Origin of the sequence: Corallococcus sp. EGB (assembly GCF_019968905.1) — a bacterium.
Classification (GTDB): Bacteria; Myxococcota; Myxococcia; order Myxococcales; family Myxococcaceae; genus Corallococcus.
This window is the reverse complement of the sequence record NZ_CP079946.1, coordinates 7,669,301-7,695,186: the sequence shown is the minus strand read 5'-3', so window position 1 is coordinate 7,695,186 and position 25,886 is coordinate 7,669,301. Positions and strand designations below refer to the sequence as shown.

Here is a 25,886-nt window from a genome sequence, read left to right as displayed (position 1 = left end):
TGACGGTTGCGCGGGCCGCCGGTGGGCGCGATAACGCCGGGGCATTCCCTCCAAGGGGAAGAAGACCACCCATGTTCAACATCGGCGCAGGCGAAATGGTGTTCATCCTGGTGGCCGCGCTGATCGTGCTCGGCCCCCAGCGGCTGCCTGAGCTGGCGCGGGCCATTGGCAAGTTCATGCGCGAGTTCCGCCGGCAGACGGACGACGTCCGCAACGTGGTGGAGCGCGAGTTCTACGCCATGGACCAGGAGTTCGAGCGCGAACCCCCGCCGCGTCCGGGCACGCGCGTGCCGTCCCCGCCGCCGGAGCTGGCCCCGTCCACCCTCCCGGACGCTGCCCCGGCCAACGTGCTCGCCGAGCCCGCGCCCGCGCTCATCGCGACGGTGGACCCGGCGAACGTTCCCGCGCCCTCCGAGGCCGCCGCGGAGGCCCCTGTCGCCGGTCCGCCGCAGGCTTCGGCGGAGACGGGGGCCGCGCCGGCGCAGGACGAGAACGGGATTCCGCAACTCGCCCCCATCCCGGGCACGGTGGCGCGCAACGCGCCGAAACGGAGCTGAGCCCTGAACCGCCAAGGGGTTGACCTGTCGGATTTGCGCATGAGCCTGTCGGAGCACCTCACGGAGCTCCGCTCGCGGCTCATCAAGTGTTCGCTCGCGGTGCTCGTGCTGGGCGCCGTGTCGCTGGTGTTCGCCAAGCCCATCTTCGGCGTGTTGATGCGGCCGGTGCTGGACGCGCTGCCCCCGGACGGGCGGTCGCTCGTCTACACATCCGGCATCGAAGAAATCAACGTGCTGATGAAGGTGGGCGTGTACTGCGGCATCTTCCTCACCACGCCCGTCATCCTCTGGCAGATCTGGGGCTTCGTGTCGCCGGGGCTCTACCCGGAGGAGCGCAAGTACGCCTCGCCCTTCGTGGTGCTGGGCTCCGTCGCGTTCATCGTGGGCGCGCTGTTCTGCTACTTCCTGGTGCTGCCCAACATGTTCAAGTTCCTCCTCAACGAGGAGGAGACCATCGCCCTGGAGCAGCGCGTGGAGGCGGCGCGCCTGGGCGCCGAGGACGCGCTGCGCTTCCTGCGCATTGGCGAAGTGGAGCGCGCCGGCCACCTGGCCAAGGAGACCAGCGCCGCGCTCACCGCCGCGGGTGACGGTCAGGTGCTGGACCCGCAGGTGGCCTCCGCGAAGAGCGTGGAGCTGACGGCCCGGCTCAAGGGCCTGGGCGACCTCCTGGACGCGGCGTCGGACGGGCTGGGCGTGCCCGCGCGCGGCGTGCTGCGCCAGGCGGTGGAGAAGCGCGTGGAGGCGGTGACGGCCTTCGGCAAGCAGGACTACGTCGCGTCGGAGACCGCCATGGACCAGGCGGCGAGCCTGCTCGCGGGGGTGGCGCCCACGCGCGCGGAGGAGATGGCCAACATGTGGCGGCTCCAGAAGGAGCTGGCCCGGGGCCACGCGGAGTCCGAGGCCGCGCGCTGGACGCGGCCCATGCTGACCATGGACGAGCAGCTGTCGCTGGTGCTGCTGCTCATCCTCGCCTTCGGCGTCATCTTCGAGTTGCCGCTGGTGATGGCGCTGCTGGGCATCGTCGGGGTGGTGCAGTCGCGGTGGCTCTTCCGCTACCAGCGCCACGCGTTCGTGGTGTGCCTCATCGCGGCGGCGGTGCTGACGCCCACGGGTGACGTGGTGAACCTGTCGCTCATGGCCGGCCCCATGCTGCTCTGCTACGAGCTGGGCGTGCTGGCGGTGTGGCTCATCGAGAAGCGCCGTGGGAAGGCGGAGGCCTCCACGGACATCACCCCGGCGGCGTAGACTCCGGCGCGCATGAAGAGCCCTGCCGCGCGCTTTCTGATGGACCTGCGCTACCTGCGCGCGCTGTCGCGCAGGTTCCGCAGCACGTTGCTGCTGGCGGTGGCCATCTTCGGCCTGGGGCCGGCCGCGTACCACTGGCGCTACGTGGGGGCGAGCGGCGAGCACGTCTCCTATGGCGAGGCGCTGCACCACGTCTACTTCCTGCTCTTCGGCCAGCCCTCGCTGCCCTACGTGAGCGACTGGCTGGTGGAGAGCCTGAACATCCTCATCCCGCCCATCAGCATCGCGCTGGTGGTGGATGGCGTGGTGCGCTTCGCGTACCTCTTCTTCGCGCGGCACAAGAACGACAAGGAGTGGGTCTCCGTGGTGTCTGAAACGATGAAGGGCCACGTCGTGGTGTGCGGCGCGGGACGCGTGGGCTACCGCGTGGTGACGCAGCTCCTGGAGATGGGCAAGGACGTCATCGTCGTGGAGAAGCGCGAGGACGCGACGTTCGTCTCCGCGCTGCGCGACGAGAACGTGCCGCTGCTCATCGACGACACGCGCAGCCCGCTGTGCCTGCCGCGCACGAACGTGAAGAAGGCCTCCGCCATCGTGTGCGCCACGGACGACGACCTGGCGAACCTGAACATCGCGCTGGACGCTCGGCGGCAGAACCCCGGCATCCGCGTGGTCATCCGCCTGTTCGACGACGACCTGGGCGCGAAGGTGCGTGACACGTTCAAGGCGGAGGCCCTGTCCAGCTCCTCGCTGGCCGCACCCGCCATGGCGATGGCGGCGCTGGACCCGCGGCTCATCCACTCCTTCCGGATTGGCAAGCACCTGATGGTGGTGTCGCTGTTCGAGGTGCGGGAAGGGCTGCCAGGGATGAACATCTCCCAGGTCCGAGACCGCTTCGGCGGGCTGGCCCTGTCGCTCATCCGCGGGGACGAGGAGACGCTGCACCCGAACGGAGACGTGGTGCTCCAGGTGGGGGACCAGCTCACGGTCCAGGCGTCCTATCCGGAGTACTGCGCTCTGCGCGCCTTCACCGGCGAGGCGGACGCGCCGGCGTACGCGGACCACGACAACTTCCTCATGCCGGGCTACCGCCCCACGGGGTGAGCGGCCCGCGCCGGCGCGCGGCCTGCGGCGACTCGCCGCACGCGGGGGGCTCCTGCTTCGCCACCACACGCCGCCACCAGCAGGGTTTCCGAGCACGGCTGGCCCGTCAGACGAGGGCGCATCGTTTCCTCTCGGGTTTGTAGAACCAGCGCAGGCAGACAGGGGCGTCTATGTCGACGGGTCGGACAGCGGAGGGTGGATATCAGGCTGGGGCGCGGCGCTCGTTCGCGGTGGGCTCGGAGATGGCGTGGGCCGCCTGGGGCGAAGCCACGGGGCTGGTGCGGTGGTTGGGGGCGTGCTCCCAGGCGCTGACGGAAGGTGCGCAGGCCGAGCTCGCGGACGGGACGCGCGTCCAGGTGGTGCGTCAGGTTCCGCCCAAGCAGCTCCGCCTGCGCCTGGAGCGTGACGAGTGGCCCCGCGCGCGCACCGTGCAGCTGCGGGTGTTGCCGTCGGTGCATGGCGTCACCGTGGCGCTGCACGCGGAGGGGCTGCCTGATGCGGGCGTGCGTGAGGAGCTGCTGTCGCGCTGGACGCGGGCGCTGGAGAGCTGGAATGCGTTCTCCGGGAGGACCGTGGAGGTGAATCGCGAAGGAGCTCCGACGCGCGAGCCCGCGGGCAAGAAGGGCGCGCGGAAGCCTCCCGCGTTGGAGAAGGGCCTCGCGGAGCAGACCGCGGCCTCGCTGAAGAAGCAGGGGCCCTCGAAGCGCATGAAGAAGGCCGTGGCCGCGAAGCAGCCCCGGGCCGAGAAGAAGGCCGCGCCGGTGAAGAAGGCCGTTGCCAAGAAGGCCCGGGCCGCGAAGAAGGCCGCGACGCCCTCGCGGGCCGGACGCCGAAAGACGACGTCCCGCCGCTCGAAGTAGGGCGCAGCGCGGCTGGTGACCGCTGTTCGCGAGCGGTGACTCCAGTCACCAGGGACGGGGCCCGGTCCGTCCCTCCGCGCCTGGCGCTTCTCCAAGGACATCAAGCACTTGGGTTCAAGCGGGGGCAGTCCGTGGGCTGGCATGGCCCCTGCTGTAGGGGGTCCTCGTCAGACGCACTCCCGCTCTCGAGGAAATCCCCATGGCCATCTCGCCCACGTCCGCCCGCTCCGCTTCCTTCCGCGTCCCCTCCCAGGACTTCGCTTCCCGCCCGGATGCCGTGTCCGGCGCCCGCGTGCAGGGCGGCCACTGCCCGAAGCCGGGCTCGGGCCGGGTGTCCCCGTTCCAGCAGGACGGCTTCAGCGCGGGCCCCTCGAAGGGCGCGCAGTGGAAGCAGTTCGCGGAGGGGCTGGAGGACGTGGTGAAGCAGATGCAGCAGCTCGTCCAGCTGCTCCAGGGCCAGATGGCTGGCGCCGCCTCCGCGGGCGGCGCGGCTGGCGCCGATGCGGTGTCGGGCGTGTCCAGCGCGGGCGATGCGGCGGGCGTGGAGGGTTCGTCGAGCGCGGGTGGCTCGTTCGACGCGGGTGACTCGTTCGACGCGGGTGACGCGTCCCAGGCCGGCGGCGCTCAGTCGGCCGACTCGGTGGGGGGCGAGGTCCCGCAGGGCCAGGTGGGTGACTGGATCAAGCAGGCCATGGAGATCCTCAAGGCCAACGGCGTCCCGACGGACAAGATGAACCCGCAGGACATCGCGAAGATCATCGAGCACGAGTCCAGCGGCAACCCCAACGCCATCAACCTCACGGACCAGAACGCCAAGGATGGCCACCCCTCCATCGGCCTGATGCAGACCATCCAGTCGACCTTCGATGCGTTCAAGGTCCCGGGCCACGACAACATCCGCAACCCGGTGGACAACATCGTCGCGGCCGTGCGCTACGCGGTGGACCGCTACGGCTCCGTGTCCAACACGCCGGGCATCCAGGCGATGAACGGCGGCAGCGGCTACGTCGGCTACTGAGCCGCTGGCCAGGCGCGGGGGCTCACCGCCCCCGCAGGTTCTGGGCAATCTTCAGGATGTCCGCGAGCACGCCGGCCGCCGTGACAGGCCCGCCCGCGCCCGCGCCCTGCACCAGCAGCGGGTAGTCCGCGTAGCGCTCCGTGGAGAAGGCCACGAACGCCTCCGAGCCGCGCAGCCGCGTCGCCGGATGCTCCTTCGCCACGGCCACCGGGCCCACGCGCAGCACGCGCCCGTCCTTCGCCGCCGGGTCGATGCGCGCCAGGTAGCGCAGCACCTTGCCCTCCGCGCGCAGCCCCTCGATGCGCGAGGTGAACGTCCGGTCCAGCTTCTCCAGCCCCGTGAGGAAGCGCTCCACGTCCGCCTCCTCCAGGGACTCGTGCGGGACGAAGGGCTCCACCTCCACGTCCTCCAGGGACAGCTCCAGTCCCAGCTCCCGCGCGAGGATGAGCGCCTTGCGCGCCGCGTCCGTGCCGGCCAGGTCCTCGCGAGGATGTGGCTCCGTGAAGCCCTTCTCGCGCGCGGTGCGCACCGCCTTCGACAGCGGCACCCCGTCCATCAGCTGCTGACTCAGGTACCCGAGCGTCCCGGAGAACGAACCCTCCACGCCGTGCACCCGGTCCCCGGTGCGCACCAGGTCCTTCAGCGTCTGGATGACCGGGAGCCCCGCGCCCACCGTCGTCTCGTAGTGGTACGCGCGGTGGTTCAGGTGCGCCGTGCTCCGCAGCCGTTCCCACACGTCGAGCGGCTGCGTCAGCGGCTTCTTGTTCGCCGCCACCACGTGGATGCCGCTGCGGAGCGCCTCCAGGTACAGCGCCTCCATGCCCTCCGCCGCCGTGCAGTCCACCAGCACCGGCACCGGCAGCCGGCGCAGCGGCTCCAGCAGCGCGCGCACCACGGGCGGCGACGCGCCCTCGGGCACGGACTGGATGCGCTCGCGCCACTGCTTCAGCGGGATGCCCTCCGGTGAGAAGAGCACCCGCCGGCTGTCCGCCAGGCCCACCAGGTTGAGCTGGATGCCGTGCCCTTGCGCCAGCGTCTCCTGGAGCGTGCGCAGTTGTTCCAGCAGCTGGCTGCCCACCACGCCATGGCCCAGCACCAGCAGGCTCACCTCTTCGTGCGCGAAGTGGAAGGCCGCGTGCACCGTACGCACCGTCAGCGCCGTCTCCGCCCCGTCCACGATGAACGAGATGGAGCGAGCGCTCGCCGTCTGCGCGATGGCGCGCACGTTGATGCCCAGCGCGCCCAGCGGCTGGAACAGCCGTCCCGCTACGTTCGCGCCCTGGCCCATGGCCTCCGCCACCAGCGCCACCTGGGTCACCGGCGCGCGCACCTGGGGCGGCTGCAAGGCGCCGCGCTCCAGCTCCGGGGCCAGCTCGCGCCGCAGCACCTCCTCCGCCCGGGCCGCGTGCGCCCTGCGCAGCACCACCGCCACCGAGCGCCCCGGAGACGACTGCGCCGCCATCCACGCGTCGATGCCCGCGGCCTCCAGGGCCTGCAACGCGCGAGGCCCTACCGGCCGCGCCGCCTCCTCCGTGCCGCCCTCCAGCCCCAGCAGCGCCAGGTCCTCCAGGGACACCACGCACGTGGGCACGCTGCCGTTGCCCGCGCCGCGCACGTCGATGAGCGTGCCGGGTTCATCCGGCTGTTGCAGGTGGCGCACGCGCAGCGGGATGTCGGCGTCGCGCAGCGTGGACAGCGCGCGCGGGTGCAGCGTGGGCAGGCCCAGGTACACCAGCTCCAGCGCCTCCGTGTAGCTCAGGTGCGGCACCGGCCGGGCGTCCGCCACGTGCAGCGGATCCGCCGTCATCACCCCGGGCACGTCCGTCCACAGCGTCAGCGGCGTACCCAGCAGCACGGCCAGCACCGCCGCGGTCTCGTCCGCGCCCTCCACGCCCAGCGTCGTGGAGCGCCCATCCCGCGACGTGCCCCGGCCACCCGCGTGCAACGTGAGCCGTCCCTCCCACGCTGGCCGCAGCGTCGCCACCCGGGAGCGGGTGTGCTCGCGGTTCACGCGCGCGTGCCCGGGCTCTCCGTCCGTCACCGTCCAGTCCGCCGCGTCCACCTCCAGCGACGGTACGCCGCGCGCACCCAAGAGCTTCGCCAGCAGCGCCGCCGTCAGCCGCTCGCCGGTGCCGCGCACCACGTCCTCCAGCGCGGGCCGCCGTTCACGCACCAGGCTGGCGCCATCCAGTGCTCGGCGCGCGGGCTCCAGCAGCGATGCCAGCGTGCGAGTGCCGTCCGCCTCCACCGACGTGGAGCCCGGGGGCGCGCCCAGCCGGCGCTCCGCCTCCTCCAGCATCAGCAGGCCCCGCGCGAGCAGGCCATCCAGCTCCTGCCGGGCCAGGGAGGAGTTGCCCTTCAACGCGATGGACAGCGCGGACTCCAGCCCCGTGACGAGCCAGGGCGGTGACGACACGATGGCGGCGCGCGTGGTGCCCGCGTCGCGGCGAGACAGGTGCGTGGCCACGGACGCGAGTCCCTGGGCGGTGTCGAGGAGGAACGGTGCGTAGCGGGTGATGCTCACTGGGGCGGTCATGAAGTCTTCCGGGCGCGGACGCCGGCAAGGGAGGAAAGGCGGGCATCGCGGCCCACGCCCGGAGGCAGGGCCAGCGCGCGGACCAACAGGGGCGCGAGCGCGTCCCATTCGATGAGGAAGCCGTCGTGGCCGTGCGCGCTGCACAGGGCCGCGTACTCGGCATGCAGTCCCTGCGCGCGCAGGCGCCGGGAGAGGTTCTTCATGTGCTCGGGCGGGAAGAGCACGTCCCGGTCGATGCCGATGGCGAGCGTGCTCGCGCGAATGCGGTCCACGCCGGGACCTCCCTTGGGCGTGGGCACGCGCGAGAGGTCGTGGTGATCCATGGCGCCCAGCAGCGCCAGGTAGGACCGCGCGTCGAAGCGCGCCTCCAGCTTCCGGCCCTGGTGTTCCAGGTAGCTCTCCACCGGATACAGCGCGCGCGATGACCAGGCCTGGGGCCTCGGCTGGAGCGCCTCCAGTCCGGCCTCCGCGCGATAGGTGAGCGTCGCCAACTGGCGCGCCAGCTCCAGGCCGCGCCTCGGGGACTCGGGATACTCGGGGTCGAGCAGGATGGCCTGCCGGGCCACGTGGTTCCAACCCACCACCCACGCGGACGCGGCCTCCGCCGTCGCGATGGGCACCATGCGCTGGAAGCGCTCCGGCGCGAGCGCCGACAGGCACAGCACCACCATGCCGCCCAGCGAACCGCCGATGACGAGCGCCACCTCGTCCACGCCCAGCGCGTCCAGCGCCGTGAGGATGGAGCGCGCCTGGTCCCAAGGCGTAATGGTCGCGGGCAGGCTGCGCTCATCCAGGCGCAGGTCGCCCTTGGGCAGCACCGGCGCCGGGCCGAAGCGCGTGTCGTCGGTGCGCAGCGGGAAGCCCTCGTCCGCGGGGCCGGAGGTGCCGTAGCAGGAGCCCAGGTTGTTGAAGCACAGCAGCCGCACGCGCGTCGGATCCAACGGCCTTCCACGCCCGATGACGGGCGCCCACCAGCCGCCTTCACCTCCGGCGTTCATGTCCCCGGTGAGTGCGTGCACCAGCAGCACGGTGGGCACCGCGTCCGGTGCGCGTCGGGGGCCGGTGCGGCGCGCGTCGGTGGCGGCGTCGCGCAGCTCGGAGGCGGACCTCCGGACCACGCGCAGCCGGCCTTCGCGCGTCGCCTCGTCGGAATGCACGCGCGCGCGGGACTGCAACCACGCGAGGTCCTCCGGGGGCCCCCACCACCAGCCGCGCACGAGGTGGGGCGCCACGCGGGCGCCGGCCTCCAGCGGCAGGTCCGGCAGCGACAGGTCGAAGACGCGCGGGGTCTCCGCGCGCGGGGGCACTTCCTGGCCAGGCCTCACGGGTCGCATGGCGTCAGACCGCGCTCAGGGCCTGATCGAGGTCGGCCACGATGTCGTCCAGGTGCTCCAGGCCCACGGACAGGCGCACCAGGTCGTCGGTGACGCCCGTGCTGGCGCGCTCCTCCGGGGTGAGCTGTTCGTGCGTGGTGGACGCGGGGTGGATGATGAGCGAGCGCGTGTCGCCGATGTTCGCGAGCAGGCTCCACAGCTTCACGCCATCAATCACCTTGCGCCCCGCGGACAGGCCGCCCTTCACGCCGAAGGTGACGAGCCCGCCGAAGCCGCCCTGGAGGTACTTCTTCGCGTTGAGGAACGAGGGGTCGTCCTCCAGCCCCGGGTAGCGCACCCACTCCACCTTCTTGTGCTGCTTCAGCCACTTCGCCACCGCGAGCGCGTTCTGCGAGTGACGCTCCAGCCGCAGCCGCAGCGTCTCCAGGCCCAGGATGAACGCGTGCGCGTTGAAGGGGCTGAGCGCGGGGCCGATGTCGCGCAGGCCCTCCAGCCGGGCCTTGAGGATGTAGGCCGCGGGCCCGAAGGCCTCGCGCAGGCGCAGGCCGTGGTAGCCGGGGTTGGGCTCGGTCAGCTCCGGGAACCGGCCGTTCTCCCAGGGGAAGTTGCCGCCGTCCACGATGACGCCGCCAATGGAGGTGCCGTGCCCGCCGATGTACTTCGTCGCGCTGTGCAGCACGATGTGCGCGCCGTGCTTCAGCGGGTTGAAGAGGGCAGGAGACAGCGCGGTGTTGTCCACGAAGAGGGGCAGGCCCGCTTCGCGCGCCACGGCGCCAATGGCGTCGAAGTCCGGCACGTCCAGGCGCGGGTTGCCCAGCGACTCCAGGTAGAGCGCCTTCGTCTTCGGGCCAATGGCCTGGCGGAACGCGTCCGGGTTGCCCGCGTCCACGAACTTCGTGGTGATGCCCAGCCGAGGGAGCGTCACCTTGAAGAGGTTGTACGTGCCGCCGTAGAGGCTGGCGCCGGAGACGATTTCATCCCCTGTCTTGAGGATGTTGAGGATGCCCAGCGTCTGCGCGGCCTGTCCGGACGCGACCGCGAGCGCGCCCACGCCCCCTTCGAGCGCGGCGATGCGCTTCTCGAAGACATCCGTCGTGGGGTTCATGATGCGCGTGTAGATGTTGCCGAACTCCTTCAGGCCGAAGAGCGCGGCGGCGTGGTCCGCGTCGCGGAAGCGGTAGCTGGTGGTCTGGTAGATGGGCACCGCGCGCGAGCCCGTGGTGGGGTCGGGCGAATAGCCGGCGTGCAGCGCGAGCGTGTCAGGGTGCAGCGGACGTTCGTTGGGCGTGCTCATGGCAAGGGACTCCTGTTCGCGTCGCTCCGGAGGGAACGCGCGTGCGTGAAGGCAGACGGGTGGTGGGGACGTCAGGGCACTGCGGGCGGCGGGGAGGACTTCAGGACTTCAGTGGGCGCTGCGACGCTCCTCGGCAGGGATGCGAGAGCGGAGGCCCGGAACGACGAAGCCCACCGACCCTCGCGGGTGGGTGGGCTCCGGTTGGCTCGCCAGGGGCAGGCTGTGCGTCAGCCTACCGCGGCGGGCAAGGGCCCACCCGGAACAGGCATCGAACACATGCACATGGCGGAGGTGACGAACATTCTGCGAGAAGAAGTAGACGCGATGCCACGAGCTGTCAAGCCACCCTCCGGAAGCAGCGTGCGCATGTCGCGGGCCCGTGACACGGATTCCCTGCGTATCCCCAGAATGAAGTCCTCCTCCCGCCATGCCCTGCTGGCCAGTCTCTTTCTCGCCGCGTGCTCCAAGCCCGCGCCGCCCACGTCCGTGAACCTGCGAAAAGGCTTCCAAACCCAGTTGAAGGTAGAGCCCGCGCGGCGTGCTCCCGCGCCCACGCCGCCGAAGGAGCTCTTCGAGTTGGTGCGCTATCCCGCGCCGCTGGGCAGCAACGCGGCCTACGTCACGCCGGTGCGCGAGGGCGCGAAGCGGCCGGCGGTGGTGTGGCTCCACGGTGGCATGGACTTCGGGATCGACGGCCTCGCGTGGGCTCCGTCGCCCCGGAGCAATGATCAGAGCGCGCGGGCCTTCCGCGAGGCGGGGCTCGTGTTGATGCTGCCGTCGCTGCGCGGGTCCAACGACAACCCGGGCGCGTGCGAATACTTCCTGGGCGAGGTGGACGACGTGGTCGCCGCCATCGACTTCGTGGCGCAGCGCCCGGACGTGGACCCGGCGCGCGTCTACGTGGCGGGGCACAGCACGGGCGGGACGATGGCGCTGATGGCGGCGGTGCTGTCACCGCGCCTGAAGGGTGCCTACGTGTTCGGCCCGGTGCATGACGTGTCGGAGTACGCGCCCTATGTGCCGCTGCTGGGGCGGGCTCGGGGCACGGAGCTGTGGCTGCGCAACCCGGTGAGCTACGTGGAGCACCTGCGCGTGCCCACGCAGGTCATCGAGGGCTCGGACCACGGAAACATGGACGCGTTCGAACCGCTGCGCGTGGCGGCGAAGGGCGCGCCGCTGTCGTTCCTCGCGGTGCCGGGCGCCACGCATTTCAGCGTGCTCGCGCCGGTGACGGAGGTGCTGGCGAAGCGGCTGATGGAGGCGAAGGCGGAGGCGCCCGCGGTGCGGCTCACGGACGCGGAGGTCCGCGCGGCCGTCGCCGCGGAACATGAGTAGACCGCGTCAGCGCACGTGCGCATTCGCGGAGTAGGGCGGCACGGGGCCCAGGAAGCCGGGCTGGGCCTTCACGCGCTCCAGCCATGCACGCACGGACGGGTAGGGCGCCAGGTCCACACCCGCCTCCGGCGCCAGGTGCGTGTACGCGAAGAGGCAGAGGTCCGCGACGGTGTAGCGCTCGTCCACCAGGAACGTGTGCTTGCCCAGGTGACGCTCCAGCGCACCCAGCGCGCGCTCACCGTTCTGCACGCGATTGCGGAGCACCTCCGACTGTGGCGATTGCCGGCCGGTGAGGAGCCAGAAGCGCGCGGTGCCGAGGTTCGGCTCCACGGTGTTCTGCTCGAAGAACATCCACTGGTGCACCTGCGCGCGAGCGAAGCGGTCCTCGGGCAGCAAGCGCGTGCCCTCCGCCAGGAACAACAGGATGGCGTTGGACTCCGCGAGGAACCGTCCCGGCTCCGGCTCCAGCACCGGGATGCGGCCGTCCGGGTTCTTGTTCGCGTGGAAGTCCGCCGTGTGGCTCTCTCCCGCGAAGATGTCCACCGGCACCAGCTCGTATGCGATTCCAAGCTGAGCGAGCAGCGTGCGGATCTTGTAGCCGTTCGCGGAAGGCAGATAGTCGTAGAGGCGCATCCGGACTCCGGAAAAGAGGATGCACCTCACGCTAGGGGCTTAATGGGTCCCGCGCACTCCGCTTCTTGCGATGGAATCACCGCGAGAAGCGGAGCGGGGGAGGCCGCCGTTACTGCGCGGTGGCCTCGTTCCACACTTCCGTGACGCGGCCCACCTGGTCGAACGCGCAGTGCGCCGCGCCGGGGATGACCTTGTCGCTCACCGGGAACTGGAGCCCGCCGAAGTACGCCTTCGCGTCCTGGATGTCGTTGTAGAGGAAGTCCTGGTCGCCGTAGGTGAAGTAGAACCTCGTGCCGCCGCGCAGCGTCGCGTTCGACGCGTCCCAGTCCATGTTGCCCGTCCACGGCTTCTCACCGCCGCAGCTCAGCGCGTAGATGCCCGGGTAGCGGTCGCCGTAGCGGGGCAGGAAGCTGGCCGTCAGCTCGATGGAGCCGCCCGACGAACCGCCGAAGAGGATGGGGCCGTCCTGGATGTCCCAGCCCTTGCGCAGCGCCTCGATGAGCGACACCAGCTCCGCCGCGTTCCGCCCCTCCAGGTCGCGCGCCTCCACCGGCGCGTCCGTGGTGCAGTCCGTGCGCTCCGGCACCGTCCACCACGCGCACTTGTTGGGCGCGAGCGCCGTCACGTAGAGCGTGTTGTGCCCGTAGGTCCAGCCGCCGTGCGTGAACAGCGAGCGAGGGCTTCCGCCATTGGAGCCGGTGTATGTGAGCGCGCCGTCACCGTGCAGGTAGATGGCCAGCCGCATGGGCCCGGGCGTGATGCCCTGCTTCGGCTCGATGTACTTCACCTCCGTCGCGCCCACCTGGGACACGCAGTACGTCAGCGTGCCCGCGTCCGTGTTCACCGTGCCGGTCTTGCGGCACGCGAGCTTCCCGGAGCCGTGCGAGCTGCCCGTGCCTGCGTCCGTCCCGGCATCCGTCCCGGCGTCCGTCCCCGCGTCCATCCCGGCATCCGTGCCCGCGTCCGTGCCCGCATCCACCTCAGTCCCAGCGTCCGTGCCGGCGTCCACGTCCGAGCCCGCGTCGTGGCCCGCGTCGGTGGTGGGGTGGGTGCCGGAGTCAGGCGTGACTTCATCGGGGTCGTCGGAACACGCGGACAAGCCCAGGGCGAGGACGGCGGCGAGGACGAAGCGGGACATGGTGACTCGAAGGAGGGGAGGCGGCGCCTCTGTTCAGCAGCGAGTATAGCGGGTATAGATTTCCAATCAGGAAAGGAAATTCTTCCATGACTGAACGCGTGAACCTGATGGCGCCGGAAGTCCGGGCCAATCCCTACCCCGTCTACGCGGAGCTGCGGCGCAACGCGCCCGTGTGTCAGGTGGAGCCCGGAGGCCTGTGGGCCATCACGCGCTTCGAGGACGTGGCGGCGGCCTTCAAGAACCCGCAGGTCTTCTCCTCCGCCGGAGTGCGCACCACCACCGCGCCGCCGTGGCTGGGCCACAACCCCTTCTCCGAGTCGATGATCGTCATGGACCCGCCGCACCACATGCGGCTGCGCACGCTGGTGAGCCGCGCGTGGACGCCCGCGGCGGTGAACCGCCTGGAGCCGCGCATCCGCGGCTTCGCGCAATCATTGGCGGAGCGGCTGACGCCGGAGCGCGAGGTGGACTTCGTGGACGCCTTCGCCATGCCGCTGCCCGCGAGCGTGATTGGCGAGCTGTTCGCCTTGGACCCCACCATGACGGCCCGCTACAAGCGCTGGTCGGTGGACCTGTCCAGCGTGTCCGGCACGACGGAGAAGGACACCCACCGGCACGACTCCATCCGCGCCACGGTGCGAGAGATGGAGGACTACCTGTCCGACGTCGTCGCCGAGCGCCGCCGCCACCCGCAGGACGACATGGTGTCCGACCTGGTGAAGTCGCGCGTGGACGGCGAGGCGCTCTCCGACGCGGAGGTGATGAGCTTCCTCTTCCTCCTGGTGGTGGCGGGGCTGGAGACCACCGTGCAGCTCGTCAGCCACAGCGTGCGCCTGTTGATGGAGCAGCCGCACCTGGTGACCCGCCTGCGTGAGAACCCGTCCCATGTGGGCCGCTTCGTGGAGGAGGTGCTTCGCTACGAGCCCTCCGTGCATGGACTCGTGCGCGTCACCACGAAGGAGACGCAGGTCGCGGGCGTGGTGATTCCCGAGGGCGCGCGCGTGGCGCTGATGGTCGGCTCCGCGTGCCGCGACGGCGAGCGCTTCAAGGACCCGGACACCTTCGACATGGACCGCGAGGGCGTGAACAACATGCCCTTCGGCCACGGCATCCACTTCTGCCTGGGCGCGCCGCTGGCCCGGCTGGAGGCGCGCGTGGGCCTGGAGGTCCTGCTGTCCCGCTTCACGCGCTTCACGCCCACGGGCCCGGTGAAGTGGAACACCTCCCTCACCGTGCGCGGCCCGCTGACGATGCCCCTCATCCCGCACGCCTGAGGCGCGCGGGGCCAGACCCTGAGCAAGCAGGGTGCCAGTCCATGGCTTCAGGCCATGGGCGCACGCTCCGGCAGCCTCGGGGCCGCCGACGGTCGCCGACAGCCGCCGACCGTCCGGCGGCCGGGGGCTCTTCTCGTCCCTTCGGTGCGGGCGCCATACTCCGCCGCCAGCCGGGTCCCCAACGCCCGCCGCCCCCCATGGAACACGACTTCGAATCGGAACTCTGGCTGGCCATCGATGAAGGACTGGTGAGCCGGGAGGAGGCGCGGGTCCTGCGGGAGGAGGCGCTGCGGCTGGGAAGGCGGCCGCTGGAACTGCTCCGGGAGCGGGGCGCGCTGTCCGAGCAGACCCTGGCCTCGCTGCTGGACGCGCCCCCCGTGGTGCGGGCGCCGCCCCCCGTGGTGGGAATCGGCGCCGAGGAGACCCACACCGTCGATCCGGCGGCTGGAAGGACGTCGCGGGCCCCGAGGTCGCCAGAGATCCAGGCCTTCCCCCTGCCTGGCTGGGAGCGCTACCAGCCCCTGCGCTTCTTGGGGCAGGGCGGAATGGGGCGCGTGTTCCTCGCGTGGGACCCGCGGCTGCACCGCCAGGTGGCCCTCAAGTTCGTGCGCGACGAGGACGCCGCGCTCACCCACCGCTTCGTCTCCGAGGCCCGCGCCCAGGCCCGGGTGAAGCACGAGCGCGTGTGCCAGGTGTACGAGGTCGGCCACGTCGAGGGCCGGGTCTTCATCGCCATGCAGTACATCGACGGCGAGCCGCTGGGCGCGCTGGTGAACGCGCTCAGCGTGGAGCAGAAGGCCCTGGTGCTGCGTGAGGCCGCGCTGGGGCTTCACGAAGCGCACCGCGTGGGGCTCATCCACCGGGACGTGAAGCCCTCCAACATCCTGGTGGAGCGCGCCGAGGACGGGGCCCTGCGCCCCTACGTGATGGACTTCGGGCTGGCGCGCGAACTCCAGGCCTCCGTCACCGCCTCCGGGACGGTGCTGGGCACGCCCCACTTCATGGCCCCGGAGCAGGCGCGCGGCGAGGTGAGCGGGCTGGACCGGCGCGCGGACGTCTACAGCCTGGGCGCCACGCTCTACTTCCTCCTCACCGGCCAGTTCCCCGTTCCCGGCGACAACGGCCTGGAGGTGCTCGGCCACATCGCCACCTGGGAGCCCGTCTCGCCCCGGCGCATCGTGCCCGGGCTGCCAGTGGACCTGGAGGCCATCACCCTCAAGTGCCTGGAAAAGGACCGCGACGCCCGCTACGACTCGGCGCGCGCCCTGGCGGAGGACCTGGAGCGCTTCCTCGCGGGCGAGCCGGTGCGGGCGCGCACCGCCTTTGGCCATGCGCTGCGCAAGCGGCTGCGCAAGCACCGGGTGCTGGCCTCCGTGGGCGGGGCGGGGCTGCTCGCCGTGACGGTGGCGCTGGGCTGGGGCGCCTGGGGACGCCGGGAGGCCGCCCGGCGTGAGCAATGGGTCCAGCGCTTCACGGAGAAGGTGGAGGCCCTCGAATCCCTGGCCCGCTACTCCGCGCTCTCGCGCCTGCACGACGTCCGCCAGGACCGCCGGGAGCTCCAGGAGCAGCTGCTGGAGCTGGAGGCCGAGGTCGAGCGAGCGGGCCCGGCGGCGCTTGGCCCCGGGCGGTACGCGCTGGGGCGGGGGCACCTCGCGCTCGGGGACGAGGTGCGGGCGCTCGAGCGGCTCCAGGCCGCGTGGGACGGGGGCTTCCAGCAGCCCCGGGTGGCATACGCCCTGGCGTTGGCCCATGGGCAGCGCTACCAGCGGCTGCTGGTGGAGTCGCAACGGCTGCGCACCCCGGAGCAGCGGCAGGCCGCCACGCGCGACGCGGAGCTTCAGCACCGCGCTCCGGCGCTCGCGTGGCTCCAGCGCAGCGCCGGCGCCCGGATGGAGTCCGCGGAGTACGGGGCGGCGCGGGTCGCCTTCTACGACGGGCGCTTCGAGGAGGCCCTGCGCCTGCTCGAGGGCGTCGTGCGCGCACGGCCCTGGCTCTACGAGGCCCCTCTGCTGCGCGGGGACATCCTGGAGGCCCGCGCCTTCCAGCGCTGGAATGGGGGGAACCTGGAGGGCGCGCGCGAGGACTTCGAGGCGGGGCGCAAGGCCTACGCCGCCGCCGCCGACACCGCGCAGAGCGAGCCCGCCGTGTACCGCGCCCTGGCGGAGCTGGAGAACGCCGCGATGGTGATGGAGCTGTACGGCAAGGGCGACGTGGTGCCCGCGTACCAGCGCGCGCGGGAGGCCCTCTCGCGCTGCCTCGCCGTGCTGCCGGACGACGCCGCGTGCCTCACCCGCCTGGCGCGCGTGAATCACCGCCTGGCCGAGCACCAGCTCCCCCAGGGGGACGTGGGCCTGGAGCCCCTGGGCCAGGCGCTCGATGCCGCCCGCCGCGCCCTGGCGGTGGCGCCCGGGGACGCGGAGGCCCTGCTCAACCTGGCGCGCACCACCTGGCTCCAGGCGCGCTACCGCGTCGAGCGGGGCGAGGACCCGCGCGAGCTGCTGGGCCAGGCCGCCGCGCTCTTCGAGCGCATCCCCGAGCCCCAGCGGGACCGCGCCTACCACGGCGACCTGGGGCTCGTGTTCAAGACGTGGGCGGACCACGAGGACTCGCTGGGTGTGGACTCCCAGGAGCACCGGGGCCAGGCCATCCGCGCCTATCAGGCGGCCATCGCGCGCGACCCGCGCGTCCCGGAGGACTGGATCAACCTGGGTGGCGCGCTCTTCGCCCGGGCCTCGCTGCCGCGAAATCCCCGGGCGGAGGAGGACCTGGGGGAGGCCGCGCGCGTGCTCGAGCAGGCCCGGACGCTCAACCCCCAGCACGTGGTGCCGTACTTCTACGCGGGGCAGGTCCACGAACAGCTGGCCCGCCGCAAGCGCAACCGCGGCGAGCCCATGGGGCCCGACCTGGAGGCGGCCCTGGAGCAATACCGGCAGGGGCTGGCCATCAACCCCCGCATCCCCAACCTCCACAACGCCCGGGGCGTGGTGCTTCTCCTGCGGGCCGAGCAGCGCTGGGACGAGGGCCAGGACCCGTTCCCCATGCTGGAAGAGGCCCGGGCCTCGTTCGAGCAGGCCATCGCGGTCGCGCCGGCCCAGGGCTTCGCCTGGTCCAACCTGGGCGCGCTGTTCATCCGCCGGGGCCAGTACCTCCTCGCGCGCGGAGAGGACCCCCGCCCGGCGGTGCGCGAGGCAGTGAAGGCCGTGGGCCAGGCCCTGGAGCGGATGCCGGGCGCCACCTGGCTGCGGGGGGTGCTGGGCACCGCGCACGTCCTCCAGGCGCGCTTCGAATTGGAGCAGGGAACGGACCCCGGTGGCGAGCTCGCGCGGGCCCGGCAGGAGATCGAGGCCGCGCTGGAGAAGAACCCCGAGGACGCGGAACTGTGGCTTCAGTCCGGTAACCTCCGGGAGCTCCAGGTGCGCTGGAGCACGCGGCGCGGCGCGCGTCCGGAGGGCGCATGGGAGGAGGCGGTGCGCTGCTTCGAGAAGGCCCTCGCGCTGGCGCCAGAGGAGTCGGACTACCGCCTGGAGGCCGGGCTCTTCTACCTGCGCGCTCTGGAGCCGCGAAGGCGGGCCGGAGACCCGGTGGGCGCGTGGCTCCAGCAGGGGCAGCGGCTCGCGGAAGAGGCCCTGAGGGCCCGCCCCGACCTGGCCGCGGCTCACGCGCTGCGGGCCACGCTTCAATGGAGCGCGGGGGCGGCCGCCGAAAGGACCGGGGCCCTCCAGGAGCTGGAAGAGGCGCTCGCGCGCAATCCCAACCTCACGCGCGAGTGGAGCGGGCCGCTCGCCACCGCACGGCGCCCCTGAGTGTCCAGCAGGTGGCATGTCGACTGCATTGCTCTCCAGCACGCGCAACGAGGCCGCGTGAAACGCAAACCCAGCCTCCTTGGAAGAGCACCATGGCGACCAATGAATTGGCGGTAGCGCAGCACCTGGGGACGAGTGCGCAGTACGTGATGGATGAAAGCGAGAACAAGAGCTCGCTCGCGCTGACCAAGTCGGGCAACGTCGGCATCGGGACCGACAACCCGTATGCCATGCTCCACGTGGTCAGCACATCCCCCGACCTCGGCGAGCAGGGCCAGCCCACGCAGCTCCTGCTGCAGAACCTGCACGGAGGGGAGACCTGCAAGGTCAACCTGCAGTTCCAGACCTACGCCGCCCAGAATGGGAAGGTCTCCCCCACCGGCGGCATCACCGCCGAGGACGATGGCTCCTACTCGTCGCACCTGATCTTCAGCACGAAGAATCCCGGCCTCGACACGAACGCCTTGATGGAGCGCCTGCGCATCACCAGTGGGGGCCTGGTGGGAATCGGGACGAACCTCCCTCAGGTGGCGCTGGACGTCAACGGGACCGTCCGCGCCACCGGCCTGTCCGTGAACGGCGCGGTCTCCATCCAAGGCGGTTCGCTCACCATCAAGGGCATCCCCTCGGCTCGCAACGCCCCGGGCAACGCGAACCTGCAGACGCTGTTCGTGGATGCGAGCACGGGGATCCTGTACGCCCTGTAAGGCGGCCGTGAGCGAGGGCCGGGGCATGCGTCCCGGGTGCCCGGGCCCTCACGTCCCCTGCTTCATTCCGCCCCCTGCCTCCCGAGGCCGCCATGTCTGAACATCCCCGTCCCGCGCCCGCCCCGAACCCTTCACCGAACGCTTCCTTGTCGGGATGGCTGGAGGAGCGGTTGAAGGGGCTCCACGCAGAACTCTCCCGAGGCGAGCAGATGCTGCGGGCCCTGGATGCACAGCGGCAGGAAATCAGGGGCTCCATGCTGCGCATCGAAGGCGCCATCCAAGCGCTTCAGGAGGCGCGGGTGGCAGGTGCCCATGCGCCGGCGGGAGCGCCGCCAGCGCATGGCATCCCGCCTTCAGTCACCGCTCCGGGGGCTCCTCATCCGTGAGGCCTCCGGAGACCTCGATCGTCCCGGTGCCGAGCCGGGGCTGATCACCCAGAGGGCCCGACGAGGCCTGCGAGGCTTCGAAGCCACTCCCGCCATTGCGGGCCGGAGTGACGTGGAACGTGTACGTGTATTTCTTCGGCGTCCTGCTGTCTCCGGAAAGAGTGCCCCGCTCAAATTGATACAAGCGTTGCCCGTCGGGCAGCTGTAAGGGGCGCGGGGTCGGGAGAGGAGGCAGGTCCATGCCGGAGATCTGGAGGTGAACAGAAGGTGCCGAGAGTTCCGGTGCCACCGTCACGATGAACTGGAACAGCGCCGTCCCGCCCGTGGTGGCCGAGAGTTTCTCTTCGAAGAGTGGTTCTTTCCAGTCGTTGTTCGTCAAGTTCACGGAGATGATTTTCACCGAGGGGTCTGGCATGCGGGTCTCCAAGCGGTCCGGAGAAGCTTCCGGAAGCGTGCCCACTTGATTCAAGAGCAATGCCAGCCCATACAGCGGCTCACTCCACCAGTCCCAGCTCCCGCAGGCGCCGGCGCAGGGCCCTCCCGGAGACCTCCAATCGCTTGACCATTTCGTCCAGGTCCCCCTGGCACGCGTGGAAGCAGCGGGTGAGTTCCTCCTCGCTCAGGTCTCCCGCCAGGCGGAGGCTGGGGCTGCGCTCGATGAGGTCGTAGAGCGAGGAGCGCGCGATGCCCAGGTGCTGGGCGGCCCTCCGGACGTCCCACGCATTCGCGCGCAGGGCCGCGAGCATCTCCTGCTCACCCACGTCCGTGGACTTGCGGCGTGAGACACCTTCCTGTTCCAGCGGAGGCGCAGGGACCGGGGCCACCACGGGACGCGGAGGCTCCTGGGGCAGCAGGACGTCAGGGTCCAGACAGCGCTGGCCCCGCGCGCCAATGACAAGCTGCCGGGCCACGTTGCGCAGCTGGCGGATGTTCCCCGGCCACGGATGCAACACCAGACGCACCGCCAGCGCCGCGGGCAGCCACGGCGGAGCAAACGGATCCTCCGGCGCCAGGTGCCGGGCCTCCCCCAATGCCTCCAATTCCTGCCGGGCGAAGTGGAAGAACAGCGGCCCGATGTCCTCCCGGCGCTCGCGCAGCGGCGGCAATCGCAGCTCATAGCCCGCCAGCCGGTGGAGCAGGGGCGCCCGAAAGCGACCGTCGGCGATCTGCGCCTCCAGGTCCGCGTCCGTGGCGGCGACCAGGCGGACCTGTGTGGCCACGGGCCGGCTGGCTCCCACCGGATACATCTCCCCCGTCTCCAGCACGCGCAAGAGCAGCACCTGCACCTCGGGGGATGCCTCGCCCACCTCGTCGAGGAAGAGCGTGCCGCCCCGGGCCGCCTGGAAGAACCCCTCGCGGTCGCGCTGGGCTCCGGTGAAGGCGCCCCGGACGCTGCCGAAGAGCTCCGACGCGGCCAGCTCCTTGGGGAGGGCGCCCAGGTTGACGCTGACGAAGGGGCCCTTGCGCCGGCCCTGCGCATGGAGCGCCTGGGCCACCAGCTCCTTGCCCGTGCCCGTCTCGCCCCGGATGAGCACGGGCACATCCAGGTCCGCCACGCGCTCGATGCCCTGGCGCACGGCCTGGAGCAAGGCGCTCCCGCCCACCATGCCCAGCGAGGCCGATGTCTGGCTTTCGGTGGAGGGCACCTGATGCAGGAGCACCACCACCCGGCCCGCGAACTCCAGCGGCACACCGCGCGCCAGCGCGTCGGGGCCGAACTCGCGGCCGTCCTGGAGTGGCTCGCCCGCGCAGGTGCAGAGCCCCGCCCCGTCGACGATGACGCGGACGCCCCCGCCCGAGGGGAGGAAGCGCACGGGCTTGCGGCTCAGGAACGGGTCACCCAGGGGGAGCCCCAGCGGCTCTCCGGGGCGGGTGAAGTCCGGCGCGTTGCGCGACACGGCGACCTCCCGACCCGCGAGCAGCCCGTGGAGCAGCAGCCGCTCCCCGGCGCGGCGGGCCGTGGGATGCGACACCAGGGTCAGCGCCGGAATGGAGCGCGATGCGGGGCGCGGCCCCTGGGGCCGTGACACATCGGCCGTGGACAGGTCCGCGGTCGCGACGGGGCGAGGGAGGTCGCCGGTGCCTGGAGGGGCCATTCCCCCAAGCCTAGCGCTTCCACCCGCGTCCCCGCTTACGCCTCGAAGCCCTACGCCTCGATGTCGAACGCCAGCGACACGCGCTCACCGGGGGCCACGTGCAACAGGCCCTCGCCGGTGGCCAGCGCCCCGGCGGCGGCCGTCCACGGCTCCACGCAGACGAAGTCCTTGCCCTGCAGCGTCCACACGACGAGCAGGCGGAACTCCTGGCTCCACGACAGCTTCACGGGAGTCAGGCCCGGCCCGCGCTCCAGCACCGTGCCCGGCGCCGAGTGGTCGCGCAGGTGCATGTCCACCTCCTGCGCCGTGAGGTCCAGCCCGGTGAAGGGCACCTCGTGCTTCGCGCGGTTGTCCCACGCGTGCGTGGCGTCCGTCTCCACGCGCGCCTTTGCCTTGTTGCCCTGCGGCACGCGGAAGTACGGGTGATAGCCCAGGTGCAGCGGCAGCGGCCGCGTGTCCCGGTTCTCCACGTCGAAGTCCAGCGTCAGCCGCCGGCCCGTGAGCGAGAACGCCAGCTGCGCGTCGAACTCCCACGGGTACTGGCGCAGCGTCTCCTCCGACGACGTGAGCCCCAGCACCAGCAGCGACCTTTCCGCCTGGCGCACCGTCCACGGCAGCTTCCGGGCGAAGCCGTGCTGCGGCAGCGTGTACGCCTTGCGGTCCGCCGGATACGTGTCCCCGGGCAGGGGGCCGGCGATGGGGAAGAGCACGGGGATGCCCCCGCGCACGTTCTTCGTGAGGTCTGCGACGGTGCCCTCGTCCAGATAGAGCACGTCCTCGCCATCCACCACCATGCGCGTGACGAGCGCGCCGCGCGTGGGAATCACCTCCACGCGGCAGCCGCCGTCCTCCAGCGCATACGTCTGAAGCCCCGCGATGCCCGGGAACGGTCCGCTCATGGGACTAGAGGGCCCCTTCCTTCGGGTCGCTGTCCATGAACGGGTAGGGGACCTTCACCGGCGGCGCGAAGTTCTCCTTGATGGTGCGCGGGCTGGACCAGCGGAACAGGTTGATCATCGACCCGGACTTGTCGTTGGTGCCGGACGCGCGGCTGCCGCCGAACGGCTGCTGGCCCACCACCGCGCCCGTGGGCTTGTCGTTGATGTAGAAGTTGCCCGCCGCGTTGCGCAGGCCGCTCATCATCTGCTCGATGGCCTTGCGGTCGCGCGCGAAGATGGCGCCGGTGAGCGCGTAGCTCGCGGACTGGTCGCACTCCTTCAGCGCCTCCTCGAGCTTCGCGTCCGGGTAGACGTACACGCCCACCAGCGGCGCGAAGATCTCCTCTGTCATGATGCGGTGGCGCGGGCTGTTGCACTGCACCAGCGTGGGCTGCACGAACCAGCCCTCGCTCTTGTCCGTGCCGCCGCCCGCGACGATGCTCGCGTCGTTGCCGGACTTCGCCAGCTCGATGTAGCTGGACACCTTCTTGAATGAGCGCTCGTCGATGACCGCGCCCATGAAGTTCCGGAAGTCCGCCACGTCGCCCATCTTGATTTCACCGATGAGCGCCTGGAGCCGCGACTTCAGCTTGGGCCACAGGGACTCCGGCACGTAGACGCGGCTGGCCGCGCTGCACTTCTGGCCCTGGTACTCGTAGCCGCCGCGCACGATGGCGACGGCGAGCGCCTCCAGGTCGTCCGCCGCGGACGGGTGCGCGAAGATGAAGTCCTTGCCGCCCGTCTCACCCACCAGCCGCGGGTACTGCTTGTAGCGGCCGATGTTCTCTCCCACCGTCTTCCACAGGTGATTGAACGTGGGCGTGGAGCCGGTGAAGTGGATGCCGCCCAGGTGGGGGCTCGCCAGCACCGGGTTGCCCACCGTGGGGCCGTCGCCGGGCAGCATGTTGATGACGCCGTCGGGCAGGCCCGCCTCGCGCATCAGCTCCAGGCTGTACCACGCGCTCAGGGCCTGCGTGGAGGACGGCTTCCACAGCACCACGTTGCCCATCAGCGCGGGCGACACGCAGAGGTTCAGCGCGATGGAGGTGAAGTTGAACGGCGCGATGGCGAAGACGAACCCGTCCAGCGGCCGGTAGTCCGTCATGTTCCACGTCTGCGCGGAGTTCTCCGGCTGGAGGGCCAGGATCTGACTCGCGAAGTGGACGTTGTAGCGCAGGAAGTCGATGAGCTCGCACGCCGCGTCGATCTCCGCCTGGTGCGCCGTCTTGGACTGGCCCAGCATGGACGAGCCGTTGAGCAGCGGGCGGTAGCGCGTGGCGAGCAGCTCCGCGGCGCGCAGGAAGATGGCCGCCCGCGCGTGGAAGGGCATCCGCGCCCAGTCCTCCTTCACGCTCATGGCGTTCTGGATGGCCTGCTCCACGTGGCCCGCGTCGGCCTCGTGCAGGGTGGCCAGCACGTGCTGGTGCCGGTGCGGCATGCGCACGGTGTCCGTCTTGCCGGACTTCACGTGCTTGCCCCCGATGACGACGGGGATGTCGATGCGCTCCCCGCTCATGCGCTTGAGCGTGGACTGGAGCTCCGCGCGCTCCGGGGTGCCGGGGGCGTAGGAGAGGACGGGCTCGTTCTTGGGAGCCGGGACGCGGGGGAAGGCGTTGAGCACGCGAGGACCTCGGGTCGAGAGGAAGAGAAGTTCGGGCAAGGTATAGCCCTCCCCGTGGCCCAGGTCAGTGACAGAAGCATGCCGCGTCTTCGCCGAGACAACAGGCCCCGCGCCTTGAGCGGCGCCTGTCCGGCGGGCGTCCGGCCCGGCGCTCGCCCGCGGGCCTAGGCGGTGGCGCCCCTCGCGCGCTGCAGCACGGCGTGCAGCTGCGCGATGAGGTACGGCGGCTTCACCGGCTTGACCAGGTACGCGTCCGGCTGCGGCTGCCCGGGCTCCAGGTCCGAGCGCGGCGGGTAGCCGCTGACGAACACCACGGGCAGGTGCGCCAGCGAGGGCTCCGCGCGCACGCGGCGGCACAGCTCGTAGCCGTCGATGCCCTCCATGTTCACGTCCGACAGGAGCACGTCCGGCGGCTGCGCAATCGCATGCGCGAGCCCCGTCTCCCCATCCGCCGCCACCGTGCAGTCGAACTCACCCGACAAGAGCAGCCGCAGCGTCTCGCGCATGGTCCAGGAGTTCTCCACGATGAGGACCTTGGGCTTCACGGTGAATCGACTCCCGGGGAGACAACCACGGACGGCTGGGGGAACGGCGGGGCACAGCATCCCCCCGCCGTGCGCACCGGGCAAGAGGTCGCCCTTCACCCGTGGGAATTCACGAAGGCCACCCCCTCACGGGTTCGTCGCCAGCGCCCTAATCCTCGGGAGGTGGGTTCACGAGCCCCCTGCGGGAAACCTCGGAGTCCGGCTCCTCGTCGCCCCGCGCCTCGCGCTCGGGCACCTCCTGGTCCAGCCACTCCGAGCCGCGCTCCACCTCCGCCTCCCAGCGCGTCTCCTTCAGCGGGCTGGGGTTTTCGTCCTCCCGGGCCGCCTCGCGGGAGCGCTCGCGGGCCAGCTGGGCGGCGTCGCGGTCCTGCGCGTCCTCCAGCTGTCCCCGGTTGCGCGGCTGGAAGTTCTTGGAGTCCTTGTCCGAAGCCATGGTGTCACCTCCGACAGGAAGGTGGGATGCGCTGGCGCACCCGGGCAATGACGGCGCGTGCGGGGGCCGCCTGCCCGGCCGTCCGGGGGCGAGCAGGGCGATGTGCGCCGTCCGGCCGCGTCAGTGCGGCGCGAAAGCCGGCCGGCGGGCCAGCGGCTGCGCATCCTCCTGCGCCAGGCGTTGGACCTCCGGCGCCATGTCCCCGGTGGGCGCGGCGATGCTGCACCGCGCGCCGCCGTGGACCAGTCCCACCACGCGCAGCCGGTCGTCCACCAGCGGCGCACCGGAATCCCCCGGGGCGCCGTGCATCGTGGTGAAGAGCGCGTTGGGCACGCCCGGCAGCGACGGGCAGCGGCCCCAGCGCTCCACCATCACCCGCTGCGGTTCGCCGGGCCGGTCGTGCCGTCCGGTGAAGACGAGCATGGCGCCGGGGATGGGCAGCCCCTCGGCCACCTCCAGCGGGGCCACCGGCGCCCTCGCCTCCAGCTCCAGCACCGCCATGTCCCGGCCGCGATCCACGAACACGAAGCGGCCGCGCAGCTGACGGCCGTCCTCGAAGTTCGTCCGCTCCTCGCCCGCGTCCGGCGCGACGCAGTGGGCCGCCGTGAGGACGTGGCGGCCCTGGCCCACCACCACGCCCGCGCAGTGTCCTTCGCCCAGCGTCACCGTCGCTGCCGCCGCCTTCGCCAGGCCCTCGGCTTCTCCCCTCCCGGACTGACCGCAGGCCATCCAGGCGGTCACGGCCGTGAGCGCCACCGTGGCACCGCCCCACTTCCATGCACGCATGCCGCTTCCTCCTCCTTCGCCGGGCGACGGGCCCGGGGCCCGAGGCAACGGTGTGCATGCGCGCGGATGTGTCGGGGGGGCGGGCGGGGAAGTGGCTCCCCAGCAGGCATCCAGGCGACCCGTGGCGTTTGTTCCAGCGAGGCGGTGAAACAGAGAATAGGACTAGAGCGTGCACCTGCTCGGATGTCCCGGAGGCGGTGTCGCTGAAACGTGCTATTCCTCGCGATGTCTGGATTCTGGAAT

Annotated in this window: 21 protein-coding genes; 9 read left to right on the top strand and 12 right to left on the bottom strand. The window is 71.4% G+C overall.

Translation table 11 applies throughout. The features are described 5' to 3' along the window. The first annotated feature begins 71 nt into the window (after nt 1–71). The 5 genes from tatB to KYK13_RS31180 all read left to right on the top strand — a co-directional run bounded on the left by tatB (nt 72) and on the right by KYK13_RS31180 (nt 4,784). Complete coding sequence (tatB, locus tag KYK13_RS31200) at nt 72–557, top strand: Sec-independent protein translocase protein TatB (protein WP_223637174.1); 486 nt, start codon at nt 72–74, stop codon at nt 555–557. A gap of 39 nt (nt 558–596) precedes the next feature. Continuing rightward, a complete protein-coding gene (locus KYK13_RS31195; protein ID WP_223637171.1) occupies nt 597–1,802 on the top strand; it encodes a twin-arginine translocase subunit TatC in 1,206 nt (401 codons plus the stop codon). Between the two features lie 12 nt (nt 1,803–1,814). Beyond that, nucleotides 1,815–2,906: a TrkA family potassium uptake protein gene (locus tag KYK13_RS31190; protein ID WP_223637169.1), complete on the top strand. Its 1,092-nt coding sequence runs from the start codon at nt 1,815–1,817 to the stop codon at nt 2,904–2,906. A gap of 170 nt (nt 2,907–3,076) precedes the next feature. Continuing rightward, the gene (locus KYK13_RS31185; RefSeq protein ID WP_223637166.1) at nt 3,077–3,766 is read left to right on the top strand and encodes a hypothetical protein; all 690 of its coding nucleotides are present in this window, start codon (nt 3,077–3,079) and stop codon (nt 3,764–3,766) included. 199 nt (nt 3,767–3,965) lie between these two features. After that, the gene (locus tag KYK13_RS31180; protein ID WP_223637164.1) at nt 3,966–4,784 is read left to right on the top strand and encodes a transglycosylase SLT domain-containing protein; all 819 of its coding nucleotides are present in this window, start codon (nt 3,966–3,968) and stop codon (nt 4,782–4,784) included. A 22-nt stretch (nt 4,785–4,806) separates the two neighbouring features. Here KYK13_RS31180 and KYK13_RS31175 read toward each other — a convergent pair whose 3' ends face one another. Genes KYK13_RS31175 through KYK13_RS31165 form a run of 3 tightly spaced genes read right to left on the bottom strand, consistent with a single transcriptional unit; the run spans nt 4,807 to nt 9,948 of the window. Next, the gene (locus KYK13_RS31175; RefSeq protein WP_223637162.1) at nt 4,807–7,320 is read right to left on the bottom strand and encodes a bifunctional aspartate kinase/homoserine dehydrogenase I; all 2,514 of its coding nucleotides are present in this window, start codon (nt 7,318–7,320) and stop codon (nt 4,807–4,809) included. Further along, the gene (locus KYK13_RS31170) at nt 7,317–8,654 is read right to left on the bottom strand and encodes an alpha/beta fold hydrolase (RefSeq protein ID WP_223637159.1); all 1,338 of its coding nucleotides are present in this window, start codon (nt 8,652–8,654) and stop codon (nt 7,317–7,319) included. The genes KYK13_RS31175 and KYK13_RS31170 overlap by 4 nt, the downstream gene beginning before the upstream one ends. A gap of 4 nt (nt 8,655–8,658) precedes the next feature. After that, complete coding sequence (locus KYK13_RS31165; protein WP_223637156.1) at nt 8,659–9,948, bottom strand: O-acetylhomoserine aminocarboxypropyltransferase/cysteine synthase family protein; 1,290 nt, start codon at nt 9,946–9,948, stop codon at nt 8,659–8,661. Nucleotides 9,949–10,356: 408 nt separating this feature from the next. On the opposite strand from KYK13_RS31165, the gene KYK13_RS31160 reads away from it, so the two are divergent. Beyond that, nucleotides 10,357–11,283 carry a S9 family peptidase gene (locus KYK13_RS31160; protein WP_223637153.1) on the top strand — a complete coding sequence of 309 codons (927 nt, stop codon included), beginning with the start codon at nt 10,357–10,359 and terminating at the stop codon, nt 11,281–11,283. A 6-nt stretch (nt 11,284–11,289) separates the two neighbouring features. Here the strand turns inward: KYK13_RS31160 and KYK13_RS31155 are convergent, their stop codons facing one another. Together KYK13_RS31155 and KYK13_RS39135 are read right to left on the bottom strand one after the other, a co-directional pair. Next, entirely contained in the window at nt 11,290–11,916 is a 627-nt protein-coding gene (locus KYK13_RS31155) for a glutathione S-transferase family protein (RefSeq protein ID WP_223637150.1), read from the bottom strand. 109 nt (nt 11,917–12,025) lie between these two features. Next, on the bottom strand, nt 12,026–13,054 hold the full coding sequence (locus KYK13_RS39135) for a hypothetical protein (RefSeq protein WP_304504066.1): 1,029 nt from the start codon (nt 13,052–13,054) through the stop codon (nt 12,026–12,028). An 86-nt stretch (nt 13,055–13,140) separates the two neighbouring features. Here KYK13_RS39135 and KYK13_RS31145 point away from each other — a divergent pair, with 86 nt between their 5' ends. The 3 genes from KYK13_RS31145 (at nt 13,141) to KYK13_RS31135 (ending at nt 18,838) form a co-directional block, all read left to right on the top strand. Continuing rightward, nucleotides 13,141–14,328: a cytochrome P450 gene (locus tag KYK13_RS31145; RefSeq protein WP_223637147.1), complete on the top strand. Its 1,188-nt coding sequence runs from the start codon at nt 13,141–13,143 to the stop codon at nt 14,326–14,328. 197 nt (nt 14,329–14,525) lie between these two features. Then, on the top strand, nt 14,526–18,131 hold the full coding sequence (locus tag KYK13_RS31140) for a serine/threonine-protein kinase (protein WP_223637144.1): 3,606 nt from the start codon (nt 14,526–14,528) through the stop codon (nt 18,129–18,131). 92 nt (nt 18,132–18,223) lie between these two features. Continuing rightward, nucleotides 18,224–18,838: a hypothetical protein gene (locus KYK13_RS31135; protein WP_223637142.1), complete on the top strand. Its 615-nt coding sequence runs from the start codon at nt 18,224–18,226 to the stop codon at nt 18,836–18,838. Nucleotides 18,839–19,195: 357 nt separating this feature from the next. Here KYK13_RS31135 and KYK13_RS31130 read toward each other — a convergent pair whose 3' ends face one another. From KYK13_RS31130 to KYK13_RS31100, 7 genes are all read right to left on the bottom strand, one after another. Continuing rightward, nucleotides 19,196–19,639, bottom strand: a complete 444-nt coding sequence (locus tag KYK13_RS31130) for a hypothetical protein (RefSeq protein ID WP_223637140.1) — start codon at nt 19,637–19,639, stop codon at nt 19,196–19,198. A gap of 79 nt (nt 19,640–19,718) precedes the next feature. After that, nucleotides 19,719–21,320 (bottom strand): sigma 54-interacting transcriptional regulator, encoded by a 1,602-nt coding sequence (locus KYK13_RS31125; RefSeq protein ID WP_223637138.1) that lies wholly within the window; start codon nt 21,318–21,320, stop codon nt 19,719–19,721. A gap of 50 nt (nt 21,321–21,370) precedes the next feature. Further along, on the bottom strand, nt 21,371–22,219 hold the full coding sequence (locus KYK13_RS31120) for an aldose epimerase (protein ID WP_223637136.1): 849 nt from the start codon (nt 22,217–22,219) through the stop codon (nt 21,371–21,373). A 4-nt stretch (nt 22,220–22,223) separates the two neighbouring features. After that, entirely contained in the window at nt 22,224–23,879 is a 1,656-nt protein-coding gene (gene pruA / locus KYK13_RS31115) for an L-glutamate gamma-semialdehyde dehydrogenase (protein WP_223646850.1), read from the bottom strand. 164 nt (nt 23,880–24,043) lie between these two features. Beyond that, complete coding sequence (locus KYK13_RS31110; RefSeq protein WP_223637134.1) at nt 24,044–24,424, bottom strand: response regulator; 381 nt, start codon at nt 24,422–24,424, stop codon at nt 24,044–24,046. 148 nt (nt 24,425–24,572) lie between these two features. Continuing rightward, a complete protein-coding gene (locus KYK13_RS31105) occupies nt 24,573–24,857 on the bottom strand; it encodes a hypothetical protein (RefSeq protein WP_223637132.1) in 285 nt (94 codons plus the stop codon). A 120-nt stretch (nt 24,858–24,977) separates the two neighbouring features. Next, nucleotides 24,978–25,643, bottom strand: a complete 666-nt coding sequence (locus KYK13_RS31100; protein WP_223637130.1) for a serine protease — start codon at nt 25,641–25,643, stop codon at nt 24,978–24,980. Nucleotides 25,644–25,886 lie beyond the last annotated feature (243 nt).